12 protein-coding genes are annotated in these 15371 nt (G+C 46.2%); 8 read left to right on the plus strand and 4 right to left on the minus strand.

Annotated elements, in window-relative coordinates:
* Window positions 1–47: 47 nt before the first annotated feature.
* Together IJJ71_RS12915 and IJJ71_RS12920 are read left to right on the plus strand one after the other, a co-directional pair.
* Window positions 48–1220: a lipoprotein TP_1001-related protein gene (locus IJJ71_RS12915; RefSeq protein WP_296847603.1), complete on the plus strand. Its 1173-nt coding sequence runs from the start codon at window positions 48–50 to the stop codon at window positions 1218–1220.
* A 36-nt stretch (window positions 1221–1256) separates the two neighbouring features.
* Complete coding sequence (locus IJJ71_RS12920; RefSeq protein WP_296847605.1) at window positions 1257–3557, plus strand: peptidase U32 family protein; 2301 nt, start codon at window positions 1257–1259, stop codon at window positions 3555–3557.
* Between the two features lie 33 nt (window positions 3558–3590).
* Here IJJ71_RS12920 and IJJ71_RS12925 read toward each other — a convergent pair whose 3' ends face one another.
* Window positions 3591–4052 carry a single-stranded DNA-binding protein gene (locus IJJ71_RS12925; RefSeq protein ID WP_296847607.1) on the minus strand — a complete coding sequence of 154 codons (462 nt, stop codon included), beginning with the start codon at window positions 4050–4052 and terminating at the stop codon, window positions 3591–3593.
* Between the two features lie 367 nt (window positions 4053–4419).
* Window positions 4420–6357: a hypothetical protein gene (locus IJJ71_RS12930; RefSeq protein WP_296847608.1), complete on the minus strand. Its 1938-nt coding sequence runs from the start codon at window positions 6355–6357 to the stop codon at window positions 4420–4422.
* A gap of 62 nt (window positions 6358–6419) precedes the next feature.
* On the opposite strand from IJJ71_RS12930, the gene hisC reads away from it, so the two are divergent.
* A complete protein-coding gene (gene hisC / locus IJJ71_RS12935; protein ID WP_296847609.1) occupies window positions 6420–7589 on the plus strand; it encodes a histidinol-phosphate transaminase in 1170 nt (389 codons plus the stop codon).
* Between the two features lie 185 nt (window positions 7590–7774).
* The gene (locus IJJ71_RS12940) at window positions 7775–8470 is read left to right on the plus strand and encodes a metallophosphoesterase family protein (protein ID WP_296847611.1); all 696 of its coding nucleotides are present in this window, start codon (window positions 7775–7777) and stop codon (window positions 8468–8470) included.
* A gap of 30 nt (window positions 8471–8500) precedes the next feature.
* Here IJJ71_RS12940 and IJJ71_RS12945 read toward each other — a convergent pair whose 3' ends face one another.
* Window positions 8501–9466 carry a formylglycine-generating enzyme family protein gene (locus IJJ71_RS12945; protein ID WP_296847612.1) on the minus strand — a complete coding sequence of 322 codons (966 nt, stop codon included), beginning with the start codon at window positions 9464–9466 and terminating at the stop codon, window positions 8501–8503.
* 119 nt (window positions 9467–9585) lie between these two features.
* Window positions 9586–10587 carry a magnesium transporter CorA family protein gene (locus IJJ71_RS12950; RefSeq protein WP_296847613.1) on the minus strand — a complete coding sequence of 334 codons (1002 nt, stop codon included), beginning with the start codon at window positions 10585–10587 and terminating at the stop codon, window positions 9586–9588.
* 141 nt (window positions 10588–10728) lie between these two features.
* On the opposite strand from IJJ71_RS12950, the gene IJJ71_RS12955 reads away from it, so the two are divergent.
* The 4 genes from IJJ71_RS12955 (at window position 10729) to flgE (ending at window position 15182) form a co-directional block, all read left to right on the plus strand.
* Entirely contained in the window at window positions 10729–11373 is a 645-nt protein-coding gene (locus IJJ71_RS12955) for a periplasmic-type flagellar collar protein FlbB (protein ID WP_296847614.1), read from the plus strand.
* Window positions 11374–11481: 108 nt separating this feature from the next.
* Window positions 11482–12954, plus strand: coding sequence for a flagellar hook-length control protein FliK (locus IJJ71_RS12960; RefSeq protein ID WP_296847616.1), 1473 nt, complete (start codon window positions 11482–11484; stop codon window positions 12952–12954).
* 341 nt (window positions 12955–13295) lie between these two features.
* Window positions 13296–13763 (plus strand): flagellar hook assembly protein FlgD, encoded by a 468-nt coding sequence (gene flgD / locus IJJ71_RS12965; protein WP_296847618.1) that lies wholly within the window; start codon window positions 13296–13298, stop codon window positions 13761–13763.
* A 27-nt stretch (window positions 13764–13790) separates the two neighbouring features.
* Entirely contained in the window at window positions 13791–15182 is a 1392-nt protein-coding gene (gene flgE / locus IJJ71_RS12970; RefSeq protein WP_296847621.1) for a flagellar hook protein FlgE, read from the plus strand.
* The last annotated feature ends 189 nt before the right edge of the window (window positions 15183–15371 follow it).

Here is a 15371-nt window from a genome sequence, read left to right on the forward strand (position 1 = left end):
TTTTTGGAAATACATATATAGATTGAAAAAAAATCAGGAGGTTCAATATGAAAAAAATTTTTGGCAATCTTGTACTTCGGACTGCGCTGATGTCATGCGCAATCGCCCTTGTGGTCACGGCTTTTGTCGCGCCGGTTTCTTGTCGTCTCACGGAAGAAGGAATTGAAATCCTTCCGGCTGATGTCTCCGTTCCGTCCGTAGAATCGTTTTCCGTCAGGGGCAGGAATATCATTCATCTGGACTGCTCCGAACGGATAGTGCTTGATAAAGTCTGCGTGCTTGAGGAAGGTTCGGAAGAAGAATTTGCCGTGGCTGATGCTGTTACTTACAGCGAGGACGGAAAATCTTGTGATGTGGAGCTTTCAAAGAATACACTTGTCGGGAAAAATTATGTGTTTTCCGGGAAAGTTTTCGATATAACCGGGAACAGCCTTGAATTCAGCCAGACTTTTACCGGCTTCAATGAGAATCCTGCAAGGCTCATGTTCAATGAGGTTTATGTGAAAGGTGATTCCAAAAATCAGGTCGCTGAGTTCGTTGAATTCGTGGTTTTAAAATCGGGAAATATATGCGGACTTGAGCTTGTAAGTGCTTCAAAAGGGGAAGAAAAGAAATATTCCTTCCCGGCGATTGATGTGAAGAGGGGGGATTATATCGTCGTTCATGGAAGAACAGCCTTTACGAATTCAAAAACAAAGGAAAAAAAGGAAATCGAGAGTTTTGCTGATGAGGATGGTGATGATATATGTCTTTCAAAGTCAAAATTCAGCTGTGATTCTGCAAGGGATTTGTGGAGAGAGGGCGATGACAAAATTATCTCCGATACTGATGTACTGATTCTCCGGGATGGTACTGCAAAGAACATGAAGGATGCCGTGCTTTTTTCTGCTGATTCAAAAAATGAATGGAAGCCTCGCATGAAAGAATTTGCCGAGGAAGCGCACTCGCTTGGAATCTGGGACGGCGGAAGCTCTCCTTCTTTTGCAATTTCTTCTAGCGGGGCTGCAAGCCTTAACCGTTCTATTTCGCGAAAAAATACGAATGAAGTTTTTTTGAAGTACGCTGATGAAAACTCGCTCCCGGAATACATCTGCACCTCTTCAGCAGAATGGATTGTTACTGAAAAGTCTTCTGCAAAAGCCTCGAACGGCAAAAAAGTCACCGTGTCGGGCGTAACACCAGGCTTTGAGAACAGCGCAAATCCATATATTCCTAAGTAACTAGCAATTTGCCGTAAAGTGTGCTAATATAAAAGAATGTCTGAATTATTAGCACCTGCCGGCAATATCGAAGCTCTCGATGCTGCCATCGGCGAAGGGGCGGACGCAGTTTATCTTGGTCTCAAAAGCTTTAATGCGCGTCTCCGCTCCTCAAATTTTGCATGGAATCAGTTCGAGGCTGCTGTCCAAAGCCTTCATCGTCAGAATAAAAAAATATATGTGACGGTCAACACAGTCAGCGAAGAGCGTGACTTGGAGAGACTGTACCGTTTCCTTTCTTATCTCAACAAAATCGGGCCTGACGGACTTATCGTTCAGGATTTCGGCGTAATCCGCATGTGTCAGGAGTTCTTCCCGAATCTGGAACTACATGGCTCAACTCAGATGAATGTCGAGAGTGCGGCCGGAGTCAATCTTCTGAGCAAGGCCGGGCTTAAGCGTGTCGTCGTTGCCCGCGAGCTTGGTCTCGAAGAAATCAAATACATCAAGTCGCATACGAATGCCGAACTTGAGATTTTCGTTCATGGCGCATTGTGCGTGAGTGAATCCGGCCTGTGTCTTTTCTCAAGTTTCCTTGGTGGAAAGAGCGCGAACCGGGGCATGTGCACTCAGGCTTGCCGCCGTTTTTATACCGTTGATTCTGAATCAGCTGGCGAAACTCAGGGATATTATTTTTCTCCTTGTGATTTGCAGCTTATCGAGCAGATTCCTGATTTGATGCAGCTCGGAGTTGAGTCTTTCAAGATTGAAGGACGAATGAAGAGTGCGGAATATGTCGGCTCTGTCGTCGCCGCTTACCGCTATCTCATGGACAACTGGGAAAAAGATAAAAAAGGCGCGCTCGCAACTGCAAAGCGTTTGCTTTCAACGGATTTCGCACGCTCAAAGACATCTTACTGGTACAATTTCAAGACTAATGAAGAGGGCGTTGAAAAAGCCGGAAGCCTTATCCTCAATCCGAACCAGGCTGGTGGAACAGGAATTTTCCTCGGAAAAATCGCTGCTTTTGAACAGGCAAGTGATGAGGCAAAGGAAAAGGCGCGTGAGGCTGCCGGTCCTGATGCCGCACCAGAGGATTACAAAATTACTATGGTTCATCTTTCTGGCGGAAATTACGACCCTGAGATTGGCGACTCTATCCGCTTGCACCGACAGGATGATTCGGGCCGCGTGAGCCATAAAGTCAGAACTGTCATGATTGATGAAAAAGGCCGCCGTTTTGTTGATGTTCCGCTCGGATTCAAGCGCGGGGATTCAGTTTATCTTTTGCAGACAAAGGCAATGTCAAAACGATATCCTCGTGTCCTTCCGCCGGATTTAGGCAAATACAGAAAGCAGCCTGGGGCGGAAGTTCTTCCTGTCCTTGACATCACTCCAGTCGCAAAGAATGAGCTTTCTTATTTCCCGGAGGGATTGTACATTCAGGTTTCGACTGTTTCGGATTTGTGCACGGCAATCTCAAAGAATCCTGTGCGCGTGATTCTGGAATACAATTCAGAGACAAGAACAGATCTTCTCGAAAGAAAGGCAAAACTTCCTGTCTCAAAAAAACAGGTTATCATTTCCCTGGATCCATACTGCCCGGCCTCAAAGGAAGAGCAGATTGCTGCTGATTTGAAGCTTCTTGTTGATGAAGGATTCACAACTTTTGTCGTAAATAATATCGCCCATATCTCAATGCTCAGAGGCAAGGGTGCCAACCTGATTGGAGGCCCTTATCTGTACACTTTCAACAGATGGGCTGCATCTTGGTTTGAGAACCAGAACATCGGGGCGTTTATTACACCGCTTGAAAATTCATGGGACAACCTCAAAATGACCTGGGAAGAAAGTGTCCGAAGCAGAGTTCTTGTTACGGCTTACGCTTATCCGGCTCTTTTCCGAATGAGATTCAAGCTGCCTGAAAGCTATGACTTCCTTTATTTCAAGGACAAAGAGGAAACTCTTTTTAAGGTCAACTCTACTCCTGACGGCTCTGTCGTCATGCCGGAAGCTCCGTTCTCAATCGTTGATAAGTCTGAGGTCTTGAACAGCAGTGGCTTTAAGCGAATCCTGCTTGACTTCTCCCGCACACGGGTGACAAGGCAGGAGCTTAAGATGGTAATGAATTCCATGATAAAAAAGCAGCCTGTTCCTGAAAGTTCCCGCTTCAACTGGAAGAACGGTTTTTACAGCCTTGAAAAAATGGAAATTTACAAGGCTATGAACGAAAAAGCTGAGGCCGAAAAAGAGGCTGGCTTTAATCGTTATCCTGCAAAAGGAAAGGGACGCCCTGCCGGCCGTGGAAGAGGCGGCAATGGCAGGACGCCACAGAATGGCAGAAATCGGCGCAGATAGTTTTTATCCGCACCGAAATCTTTCACTTGTATTTTAGAAAACGGCTTCACCTCCTTCGTCAAAATCTTCGTTTGGCGGGAGGCCTGCCGTGCTTTCGGCCATCATGCCCTGTGCGGCAAGTTCTGCCGCAGTCTTTCCATCAGCTTCATTTTTTTCTTCATTCCGTTCAGGCTGGAAATCAATATGTTCTGCGATGATGGAAACTTTTGAAGAACTTTTTCCTTCCGGTGTCTTCCATCTGTCCTGTTTGAGCCGTCCTACAACACGAAGCCCGCGGCCTTTCGTTGCCATTCTTGCAATTCGGCTGCTGAAATTTTCGCCCCAGGCTTCTACATCGAAAAAAGCGACTTCCTTCTGAAAATCGCCTTTCAGGTCCTTGTAAAAACGATTCGTTGCGATTGAAACTGTGCAGACTCTGGTGCCACGGGCAGTTTCTTTTACCTGTGTGTCGCGGACGACATTGCCTTCGATTACGACTTGGTTCATCTGATTCATAAATTTTCTCCAAAAATAAAAAGATGTGCATGAAAAAGACCCGGCCGAAGTCTTTCGCCATGCGAACAAGAGATTTGCTTCTCTCTTTGTACACCTATTTATTTCCAAAATTTTTGCATTTTTGGCAATGCGATTGATAAAAAGTCAGAAAAGTATAAAAGAAAGTCAGAATCAGACAAAAGATGTGTGCTTAAGAATCAAAAAAAATCGCCACATGGAGGTGGCACTCGAATAGCCCCACAAGGATGTGGGGTACAGCAAGGAGAGAAAATTCAAACGGCGAAAACAACGATATTCGCCGTGTTTGCCGAAGGTGAACAGAATTTTCTCGTTGAAACAAAAATTACATGGAAGTAATTTTTGTTTCTTACATCGGGATGTTTTTTACAAGCTTGACCATGTACAGCTTGATGTACATAAGGAGCGCGTCTCGCTCGCGGATTTTCTGAAGGCCAGGAGCTGTCATAAGGCTTTCTGCGAGGCTTTCGATTCGGTCCTTTGTGAATCCCTCAACCTTCATAGTACGCAGCGTGCGGCGGATGTAATCGCGGATGAGGGCGTTGACGTCTTCCGTGAGGTTGTTGTGCGTTTCCTTTCCGAGACGGTGGTTCCACATCTTTTCGTAAGAATCAAGCTCGCGGTTGAGTGTGGAGCTTGCAGGAACATAAGTCTGCTCGACATCACGAGCTGCATCCCTGAGCGCGACTTTCTTTGAGATTGTCGCGTTCTGAGAAAGCATTGCTGTCTCTTCGTCTTCCTTGCGTTTTGCAGATTCTTCTTCGCGGTAAAGCTCGGCCTTTGTTTTGCGCGTTTTGTTGCGGTTCTTCTTAGGCGGGCGGAGAAGCATTCGTGCAATCCATGAGATAACCGGCATTGAATACCAGAACGGAAGCATGATTTTTGCATCGTTGAGAAGTTCCTGCCGGCTCATGAGAAGAATATCGCTGTACGGCAAAAGCTGGCCGTTCACGAAAAGACTGACCTTGCTTGTGTCGTCTCCGCCAGAAGCATCGTAGCTCAGAAGCGGAAGGAATGATGAGTGCAAAAGCGCGCTGAGGATAGGAGACTGAATACGGATTTCTTTTTCGAGCCTGTCTTCAAATGCTCCCTGCTCCTTCATTTCCGGGAGAACATCGAACTGCTTGAGGACTTCTGACCAATGGGTTTTGATTGCATCGAGGACAGAAATGCGTGCATCAGTGCAAAGTCGGAGAATGAGGTGAAGAACTTTGCTCTTGAAGATGAAATATCGCTGCTCATCGTAAGTCTTGAACACGAGAAGGTCTGGAAGTTCCTGGACTGGTGCTTCCTGAGTCTTTTTGTGAAGATAGTCCTTGAGCTCTTCCTCAGTGTACTGGCCGAGAAGCGGAACTCCCTTGTTGTCCGTGAATTTTATGATTTCGTCGAAAGTGAAGTAATACGGCGGCTTGGCGAGAAGGTTTTCAAGAGCCTTGAAAGCACCTTCTTTTTTGGCATTTTCCTGAGCCTCGTTCTTGAAGTAGTTTGCTCCGACCTCTGTGATGTAAACGGCCTGCAAGCATGACAAATCTTCCTGAGTGTAATCCTTGATTTTTTCGTAATCCTGCTTGATGAAGAAGCAGAGCTGGTTCCAGAGGTAGAAACTTTCGGTTGTCTGGCTCAAAGTCTCCAGAGAGTGATCCGGGCGGTCAACGAAAGCATTGAAGAAGTTCTTTACAATCATCTCGCGGCCAGGGTTTGAGACAGTGAGTTTTTTGAGGAAGTAATCGTGATGCTCCTCTTTTTTGAGCATGTTCTGAATCTTTCCGACGGCATCCTCAATCAAAGTGACGACAGAGACCGTAGAAGGAAGGAGAATCGACGGCGCGTTGTGCGAGAGTGAAAGTCCGTAGAGAACTTTGTCATTCAAATCCTGATGCTTTAAGAGACGGCCGATAAGCTCGGCAGAATTTTCCTGCGTGACGATTCCTTTTGGCGTGTTTTTTGGCAGGTCGGCCTCGGAAGGGAACGGAAGCGACGGATTAACGGAAATGTCCTTGTATCGTTCAGCAAATCTTTCGATGTAATAAGGAATTACGACAATTCCCTGCTTTTCAGGAGTGATGTTCGTAATCACGATGAGCCTTGAGTCTACAAGTTTGTCAAGCTCTCCCTGAAGTGCCGGAACTGGATCCTCAAGATAACAGGCAAGGGTAGGCTGCTCATCAAGATGATGCTCGGAGTATCGCTTCAGATATTCACAAAAATCCTGATAGTCAACGACCGCATTCTTCTGCCGTGTCGCAAAAAACTTTAATAACACTATAATACTAGTTGTTGTTGCCATATCTTTATTTTATCAATAATTTATTATAAAATAAAGATACTTTCTTCTTATTGGAGTAAAAAATGTTATCTTCAAGAATGTCAAAGCTTCATCCTTATGTGCCTGGTGAGCAGCCAAAGGACAGAATCTACATAAAATTAAATGCAAATGAAAATCCTTATCCCCCTTCACCAAAAGTAATCAAAGCAGTTCGTTCGGCCGCCAAAAAAAATCCTGAAAAACTCGGCCTTTATCCTGATCCGGACTCAAACGAGCTTAAAGAGGCAATCGCGGACATGCTCAACAAATCCGGCGGAGTTTTGTGCCGTGCAAACCTCGAAAAAGGCAAAAAAAACGGCAGCGGCGCGATTGTCACTCCATCTGAATTCGACAAAATTCCTTTCGTAGTCACGCCTGACATGATTTATGCAGGCAACGGAAGCGACGAGGTTTTGAGCTTCGTGTTCTACGCTTTCTTTGACTCTGACCGAAAGCTCGTCCTTCCTGAGCATACATATTCTTTCTATCCGGTTTACGGCGGATTCTACAATATACCGCTTGAAAAAGTTCCGCTCAAATCTGACTGGACTCTTGACACTGCAAAAATGCTGGAGCTTGCGAACAAAGAAAATTCCAGCATCATTTTTGCGAATCCGAACGCACCGACATCAATCGGTCTTAGCCGTGATGAGGTTCGCGAGATGATTAAGGCCGCTCCGAAAGACCGTGTTTTTGTGGTCGATGAGGCTTATGTTGATTTCGGCGGTGAAAGCTGCATTCCTCTCCTCGCTGAATTCCAGAATCTTGTGATTGTAAGAACTACTTCAAAAAGCTTGTGCGGAGCAGGTCAGCGACTTGGATATCTCGTTGCAAATAAAGAACTTGTCGATGCCGTCACAACGGTCAAAAATTCACTCAATCACTTTCCGATTGACTTTTTGGCTCAGCAGGCAGGAATCGCGGCTTGCCGTGATGCGGGCTACTATGTCCGGGCAGCGCAGAGCGTGGCATTTGAGCGCGACGAGTTCATCGACTTCTTGCGGGAAAAAGGCTGGAGCGTTTTGGACAGCCAGACAAATTTCGTCTTCTGCAAAAAACAGGGCGTGAACGGCGACGAAGCCTACCGCAAAATCAAGGAAGAGGGCATTTTGGTCCGCCACTTTGCGACAAAGGGCATTGAAGAATACCTGCGAATCACGGTCGGCACCCACGAGCAGATGCTTGCTTTGCGGGAAGTTATGGATGAAATGTGAAGTTAGCAATTAGCAGTGAGTAATTAGAAGTTGGGCGTTACCGTGCTTTCGCACGGTCGGGCTTTGCGTGGTTCCGCTGTCGCTTCATTGCCTAAAGGCAACGCTTCGCGCCACTCCAATCCCTAACGCACTTCTTAATCTGTGTAAATCTGTGTTAATCTGTGGTTTAAATTTTGGAGGATTTTATGAAATTTTTGATTCTTTCTGATATTCATGGAGATTTGGATAATCTTGACAAGTTGGATTCTCGCTTTAAGGATGCGGATTGCGTTCTTTTTGGCGGAGATTTTGCTAAATTTGAGCATGAGGAAACCGGGAAGCCTGTGCTTGAAAAACTCCTCAAAAAGCATGAGAACATTTTTTCTGTAATCGGAAACTGTGACAACCCGGATTTCCTTTCTGAAATTGAAAATTCTGACATTTCTGTCGAAGGAACTCTTGCATTCCACGAAGGAGTTGCAATCTGCGGTTCGGGCGGCGGAACAAAATTCACCGGCACGACTCCGTTCGAGCGCGATGAGGACGAAATCATTTCGGATTACAATGTAGTTGAAAATTCAAGCGCAGAGTGCGGTGACGAGGAGGGCAAATGGTCAAACCTCGTCCTCATCATGCACAATCCTCCGAAAGACACTGAATGTGACAAAATCCCGAACGGAATCCATGTCGGAAGCGAAAAACTCCGTGCTTACATCGAAAAGCGTACACCATTCCTGGTCGTTACAGGCCACATCCACGAGAGCGCGGGAATCTCAAAAATCGGTGACACCACAGTGATTAACCCTGGCTCATTGGCTGAAGGAAAATACGGCTGGGTAGAAGCTGAAAAAGACACTGACGGCAAGTGGAGCGTTACAAAAGCAGATTTACTCACCGTTTAGAGCGAATGTGAGTTTACGAAAATTTTCAATTTACCTGACGGTTCTTACGAAGCGGAAGCCGAGGTAGTTGTAACATTCGTTCGGATCGTAGCTGTAGCGGTCGCCAGTGTAAATGAACGGCGTGTATTCGCTCCAGCTTCCGCCACGGCTCACTCGCTCGCTTCCGGCTTCAATGCCAGTCGAGCGTTGCCCCGGCTCTGTTTCCAGATAGCGGCCGCTCCAGTCCCATACGAATTCGCAGACATTTCCGCTCATGTCAAAAAGCCCCATGCTGTTCGGGTTTCCGCTCCCGGCTTCGGGCGGGGCATCTTCGCGGAAAGGAGAGCCTGCAGTGCCGACTTTGTGAGTGCCGTGCGAGTTGAATGCTGTCCAAGCGACTTCTTCTTCTGGAATTGTGCTGTCTTCCTTTCCGTATTTATCAACCTGACCAGAGGCTAGGGAGCCTGACTGCATCCCGGAGACTGTCTTTCGTGCGGCGTATTCCCATTCTGATTCGGTCGGGAGCCTGTACCCGTCCGCTTCAAAATCACATTTGCACAAATCGAGGCTCACAGTGTCGGTCGCATCTTTGAGAATTTTTCCGTTGAGTGTATAGCATGGAGTGAGCCCGTGGATTTCTGAAAAAGCATTGCACCAGACAACGGCATCATACCAGCAAATCATTGTGACCGGCTGCTCGCACTCGGTTGTCGGCTCAGCTCCGCGTTTTCCGCGTGTACCTTCCTGACCGGGATTGATGAATTGGTAGCCCAGGGCTTCTGCAATCTCTCGGGTTTCGTACCAGAGTTGATAGGTCGTTTCGTAGCGGTTGATTTCAAAAGGCGTAATCCAGCGCATCGCCGTGTAAGACTGGCTTCCGTCACCGATTACATATAAGTCGTACTGCGCGGGAGCTTCTGGCCCAAGCCGAACGGGGTCGAGAGAATTAAATTCCTGCGATACTATAGAAGAAACTGAAAAAATTATGCTGATTACTGCAAAAAAAATCTTTCTCATCGATAAACTCCTTCGGGGGCGTTGCGGGGGCGGAGCCACCGCAGAGGGGGTAGGCGGAAAAGGCGAAGCCTTTGCAGCCGAGGGGGAGACTTTCCCCTTTTATTGCATATTGTTAATGGTTAGCTTTTCTTTCGTTTTTTGGCCTTTTTGACTTTTTTGAGGGTGCGGGCTGTTTTGTTGAAGCTCAAAAGCCACCAGCTGAGCATTACGGAAAGCACACAGATTATGGTGGCGATTGAAACAGGAATGTAGCCGTTGAGCGTGTCGAATGGAAGCTTGAAGTTCATTCCGAAAAAACTCGTGACGAAGGTTGGAGCCATCATGACCAGATTGATGACGGCGAGCTTTTTCATGGCAACGTTCATGTTGTTCGAGATTACGTTTGCGAAAGCGTCCATAACGCCTGTTGTGATTGAGCTGTAGGTGTCGGCCATTTCCATAGCCTGCCTGTTATCGATTTCAACGTCGTCCAGCCATTCCTGATCGTCGGAGTCCAGTTTGAGGATTCGCGTGCGGCGGATTTTTTCGAGAAGAAGCTGGTTTGATTTGAGTGATGTCGTGAAGTATGTCAGCGACTTTTCGAGGTTGAGAAGCTGGATAAGCTCGGCGTTTTCGATTTGCTCGTGCAGCTCGTTCTGAATTGATGTTACTCGGCGGCTGATTTCCTTGAGGTAACGAAGGAACATGATGTCGCTTCGGGCAAGAATTCGGATTAAAAATGCCGGAAAATCGTTGAGGGAAAGACCTTTGATGCGGTTGTTGCTCAAATCCTTGAGAACTTCGCAGTCCGTCCAGCAGATTGTGATGATTTTTTCAGGGAAAATGACTGCGCCAACTGGAGCCGTTGAGTATGCGACTTCGGAATTTGGCGTGAAGACCGGAAGACGAAGAATTGCGAGCGCGTAATCATCCCATTGCTCGATTCGGGAAAGCTCGTCCTGGTCCAAGACATCGAGAAGAAGCTCTGGGTCAAGATTGTATTCGGCCTGAAGCTGCGCTACATCGTCCTGAGAGACACGGCGCGCGTCAATCCACACCCGGCGGTTTGACTCGATTTGAGAAAGCTCATCTTTGCTGATTTTGACAAACTGATTGTCTTCCTGAACCCAGTAGTTAATCATCGGAAGTGTATTATATCATATTTTGCAAGTTTTCTTCTATAATTTTCATGTATTACTTTTTTCTTTTACTTCTCAGTGCTTAACTTTTGTGGTAAAATGTCGATAATTGAAACGAAGTTCTTTTTTCTTGAGGGGATAAAAATGGCTCGTGGAAACGGCGGAATCGGAAAATCAATCTTTCTTCTTATTTTAATAATCATTATCTCTTTGGGCGGTTTGCTCTGGTTTGACTATCTCGGCGTGATTCATGCCAAAAAGGTCTTCGCACCTGTGTACAAGCTGTTCGGCCTTGCACCGCAGACTTCTGTGACGGCAACATCTTCAAAGCCTCTCACGGCTGATTTGGATGAGGACAGGCTTGCAAAGCGGATTGAGGCCCTGGACATCCGCACTCAGGAACTTGATAAGCGCGAGGGCGACATCAAGAAGGTCGAGGAGCAGAACGAGGCCATCGCAAAGGAACTTGAGGACCGCAAGAATTCTCAGGACGAACGGGAAAAGACTTTCAATAATCAGGTCAAAAAATACGACGACAGAACAAAAAATATCGAGACAATCGTTTCTTATCTAAACAACATGCCGCCTCAGTCAGCCGTTGAGCAGCTTCTTTCTCATGATGATCAGGATGTAATCGACATTCTGCGAAAGGCAGACGAGGTTGCGGAGGCGAACAAGACCGTTTCAATGTCTTCAACATGGCTCATGTACATGGGAAAGGTCGGCCAGTCTGAGCGCGCTTCAACAATTGAGCGAAAAATGGCGAACAAGCCGGAAAGCTTGGACTAAATTTTCCTTAACTTTTCTTCCGGAATTCCGATGATAGAAGGGTAGAAATCAAAAAGTTTGCGTGGGTGGGAAATGGACGCGACTTTTCGGTTTTACGGGAGACAAAGTATGAACATTCTTTCAATTTCTCAAGCACAAACCCAAAACGCACAGTCTGATTTTAACCAGATGCTTTCCGCCCAGACTCAGAAAACTTCGGATGGCGAAAAATCATCTTTTGCGGATTATCTTCGAGATGCGAGAAGAACTTCTGAGAATACGGAGACTGCAAAAACTGACAATTATATAGAAGAAAACTCGTCTGCTGAGACTGAAAAACTCGCCAAGAATGACGAGAACATTGATTCTTCAAAGATTTCTGAGAAAAAAGAAGAAAAAACTGACGACAAAAACGGAAAATCTGAAAAAGTCGCGCAGAAAAAAACTTCCGAAGATAAAAACGGCGAAGAAATTTCAAAAAGTGTGAAATCAAACGAGATTGAAAATATTGCGGTTCAGAATCCGAATTTTGCTAAGGCTTACAATATCCAGACCGTTTCTGATGAAAATGTGGCTGAGGTTGTGGCTGTTGATGCCGAGGCTGTGCTTTCTTCCGACAACATTGAGATAGATGAAAAAATGCTTTCATGGCTCATGTCATCAGGCAGAATCGAGGAGAAGGGCGATGAGATTTCAAACGAGGATTTCATGGCCATGATTGATGCCGCCGTTGAATTCATTCCTGGTGAGGAAACTGAGGAAGAAAAACTTTTGAGCGCGCAGAACCTTGCCGTAAAAGAGCCGGCACTTTTCCTTCAGTCAGTGGAAAATAATGTTGAGAATGTCGCTAAAACAGCTGTAAAAACAGAAATTTCTCTGGACGATAAAAAAATCGTCGCTTCAAAAGAAAAGAAAAACGACACAAAAATTACGGTTCATGATTTGAGAACCCGGCATCTTTTTGATGAGGAGCCGGCAAAAGTCGCCTCGGACAAAATCGTTCAGAAAACAGCCGAGAAAAAAGAAATCAACCTTTCAATGCAGAAACAGGCTGACGGCAATGTTCAGATGACAATGGAACTTGCGGCAAAGGCTGAGCAGAACATCACTTCTTCATCAGCACAGAGCGCAGGAGCAAACGGCTCGAACTTCCAGGCAATGCTAAGCAATGCAGTTCAGGAAAACGCGCCTGATTTCGTAAAGGCTGGAAACATCGTCCTTAAAGACAACAAGCAAGGCTCAATCAACCTGATTTTGCGCCCGGAAGGTTTGGGAAATGTAAAAATCTCCCTCAATCTCGACGACAAAAATCTTTCGGCTCAGATTGTTGTTCATACAAAAGAGGCTATGGAAGCTTTCAAAGAGAGCATTCCGTCTTTAAAACAGGCTTTCACCGAAAGTGGATTTGAGACAGGCAGCTTCGATTTGAATTTCTCGAACAACCAGTCGAATCAGCAGGGCTTCGCTCAGGGCGAGAACCAGAACCAGCAGCTCTTCGCTCAGAAAAGCTATGGCGAATTCGTGACACCGGGCGCGCTTGCTCAGGAAGGTGCGGGGGAAGCCTACAACGACACAGCTTACGGAATCAACATCGTGGCGTAAAAATAATTTTGATTAAGATGTTCAGCGGGAGGAGCAAATCTTCCCGCTTTTTTTTGCCTCAGCATTAGTTTTGATGTGTCAAAATGATACACTTTTCGGAGAGGGACCTTAACAGCAAGCTAGGAGAGGGTGCTTAACATAGCTGGGAGAGCGGGAAAGCGGAGCTAGGAGATGGGAGAATGATAGAGAGGGTGATGAATTTTCTTCTATTGCGAAAAAGGTGTCCTTTTCCCTTTTTTAGTAAAAAAATCAGCTATAAATAAACTAAAGTCACATTTTCAGATTCCGATATTTATAGAGTAGCGTGATTGCCAACATCATCGCTATATGTGGGGTAAAAAATGGAAATGACTGCAACTAACATCAACACAACGATGAGTGCCCAGGACAAGTTCAAGGTCGATAATGTTGTAAACGGATACAACAAGAAACTCGACGCGGAGCTTCGACAGGGTAGAGTCGCGAGCAACGAACTTGGAAAGGACGACTTTTTGAAGCTCCTCATGGCTCAGATGACAAATCAGGATCCGACAAGCCCGATGGAGAACACAGAATTCATCGCGCAGATGGCACAGTTCTCTTCTCTTGAGCAGATGACGAACATGAGCCAGAACTTCGAGAAAATGGCAACCTTGATTAATTCAAGCGAAGCTCAGAGCCTTCTCGGACGAACGGTTCAGATTGATTTGGGAGCAGAGCAGGCAACGACTGGTGTTGTTGAGGCAGCCACACGAGGAAACACCCCGCAGGTTCAAGTGAACGGTATGTTCTACGATATGAATAAAATCAAGACCGTCTACGGTTTCTAAAATAGCAAATAAAAAGAGGGTAGCGATATGATGAGATCACTTTATTCTGGCGTTTCTGGCTTGCAGAATCATCAGACACGAATGGATGTAATCGGCAACAACATTGCCAATGTAAACACAACTGGTTTCAAACGCGGTCGTGTCAACTTTCAGGACATGATCAGCCAGCAGCTTCAGGGTGCTGCAAAACCAACCGAAGAGAAGGGCGGTGTAAACCCTAAAGAAGTCGGTTTGGGCATGACAGTTGCTGCAATCGACACAGTTTTCACACAGGGAAACTTGCAGTCAACAGGAATCTCAACTGATATTGCAATTCAGGGCAACGGTTTCTTCATCGAGAAAAACGGCGAGAAATCATACTACACTCGTGCAGGTGCATTCTCACTTGACCAGAACGGCACTCTCGTAAATCCTGCAAACGGAATGAGAGTTCAGGGATGGATGGCTCGTGAGCTTAACGGCGAAATGGTCGTTCAGACTGCAGCTACTCCTACAGACCTCACAATTCCTGTAGGCTCAAAAGACCCTGCAAAAGCTACCCAGAACATCAACTTCGCATGTAACTTGAACAAAAACACACCAGAAATCCCTGAGAATCCAACTGAGGCTGATGTCGCAAAGGGAACCTGGAACACAGAATTCAAAATCTATGATTCATTCGGCAACGAGCATCTTTTGAATGTAAACTTCACTCGTGTACGCGGAAACCCGAACCAGTGGACAGCAACAGTTCAGATTGACCCGGACAACGCAGACTTCACACAGACTCGCGTAGGCTTGGGAACAACTGACGGCGTTGAGAACACATTCACAGTCAGCTTCGACAACAACGGAACTTTGCAGGCCGTAACTGACTCTGCAGGAAACAATTCTAACCCTGACGGCGAGATTATCCTTCAGGCTTCTTACACAGTTCCAGAGTCAAACGCTGATGCAGACGGAAATCCATACCGCCAGACAATGAACATCAACTTGGGAACAATCGGCTCAATGATCAACACTGTCACACAGAGCGCATCTGCCAGCTCAACAAAAGCTTTCTATCAGGACGGCTACACATTGGGCTACCTTGAGAACTTCAAGATTGACTCGACAGGTACAATCACTGGCGTTTACTCAAACGGCACAAACCGAACAATCGCTAAGCTTGCAATGGCAACTTTCGCAAATCAGAACGGTCTTGAGAAAGCCGGCGACAACACTTATGTCAAGAGCAACAACTCTGGCGAGGCTAAAATCAACGAATCTGGCGTAGCCGGGGCAGGAAGCTTGCTCGCAGGCGCATTGGAGATGTCGAATGTCGATTTGACCGAGCAGCTTACGGACATGATTGTCACACAGCGAGGCTTCCAGTCAAACGCAAAGACAATCACAACAGCAGATACATTGCTTGAGACTGTCTTGAGCTTGAAACGATAGGTTAATTAGAAATTAGCAGTTTTTGTTCCTCACAGAGCTGAGGAGAACACAGAGAGATTTTTAATGAAAATTATTTCATCCTCTGTGAACTCTGTGCCCTCTGTGAGGAATTTTTTTTGCGCAAATTTTTCTTGCTGCCGCCCTTTCGCCCTTCGCTAACGCTCATTACCGCAGGCGGTAACTTCGGGG

The organism is Treponema sp. (assembly GCF_017430385.1).
GTDB lineage: Bacteria > Spirochaetota > Spirochaetia > Treponematales > Treponemataceae > Treponema_D.

Bases quoted from the DNA above. Each gene is read 5' to 3' on its own strand.
- IJJ71_RS12950 (WP_296847613.1), bottom strand. From the start codon at position 10,587: ATGATTAACTACTGGGTTCAGGAAGACAATCAGTTTGTCAAAATCAGC.
- flgE (WP_296847621.1), top strand. From the start codon at position 13,791: ATGATGAGATCACTTTATTCTGGCGTTTCTGGCTTGCAGAATCATCAG.
- IJJ71_RS12960 (WP_296847616.1), top strand. From the start codon at position 11,482: ATGAACATTCTTTCAATTTCTCAAGCACAAACCCAAAACGCACAGTCT.
- flgD (WP_296847618.1), top strand. From the start codon at position 13,296: ATGGAAATGACTGCAACTAACATCAACACAACGATGAGTGCCCAGGAC.
- IJJ71_RS12925 (WP_296847607.1), bottom strand. From the start codon at position 4,052: ATGAATCAGATGAACCAAGTCGTAATCGAAGGCAATGTCGTCCGCGAC.
- hisC (WP_296847609.1), top strand. From the start codon at position 6,420: ATGTTATCTTCAAGAATGTCAAAGCTTCATCCTTATGTGCCTGGTGAG.
- IJJ71_RS12920 (WP_296847605.1), top strand. From the start codon at position 1,257: ATGTCTGAATTATTAGCACCTGCCGGCAATATCGAAGCTCTCGATGCT.
- IJJ71_RS12915 (WP_296847603.1), top strand. From the start codon at position 48: ATGAAAAAAATTTTTGGCAATCTTGTACTTCGGACTGCGCTGATGTCA.
- IJJ71_RS12940 (WP_296847611.1), top strand. From the start codon at position 7,775: ATGAAATTTTTGATTCTTTCTGATATTCATGGAGATTTGGATAATCTT.
- IJJ71_RS12945 (WP_296847612.1), bottom strand. From the start codon at position 9,466: ATGAGAAAGATTTTTTTTGCAGTAATCAGCATAATTTTTTCAGTTTCT.
- IJJ71_RS12930 (WP_296847608.1), bottom strand. From the start codon at position 6,357: ATGGCAACAACAACTAGTATTATAGTGTTATTAAAGTTTTTTGCGACA.
- IJJ71_RS12955 (WP_296847614.1), top strand. From the start codon at position 10,729: ATGGCTCGTGGAAACGGCGGAATCGGAAAATCAATCTTTCTTCTTATT.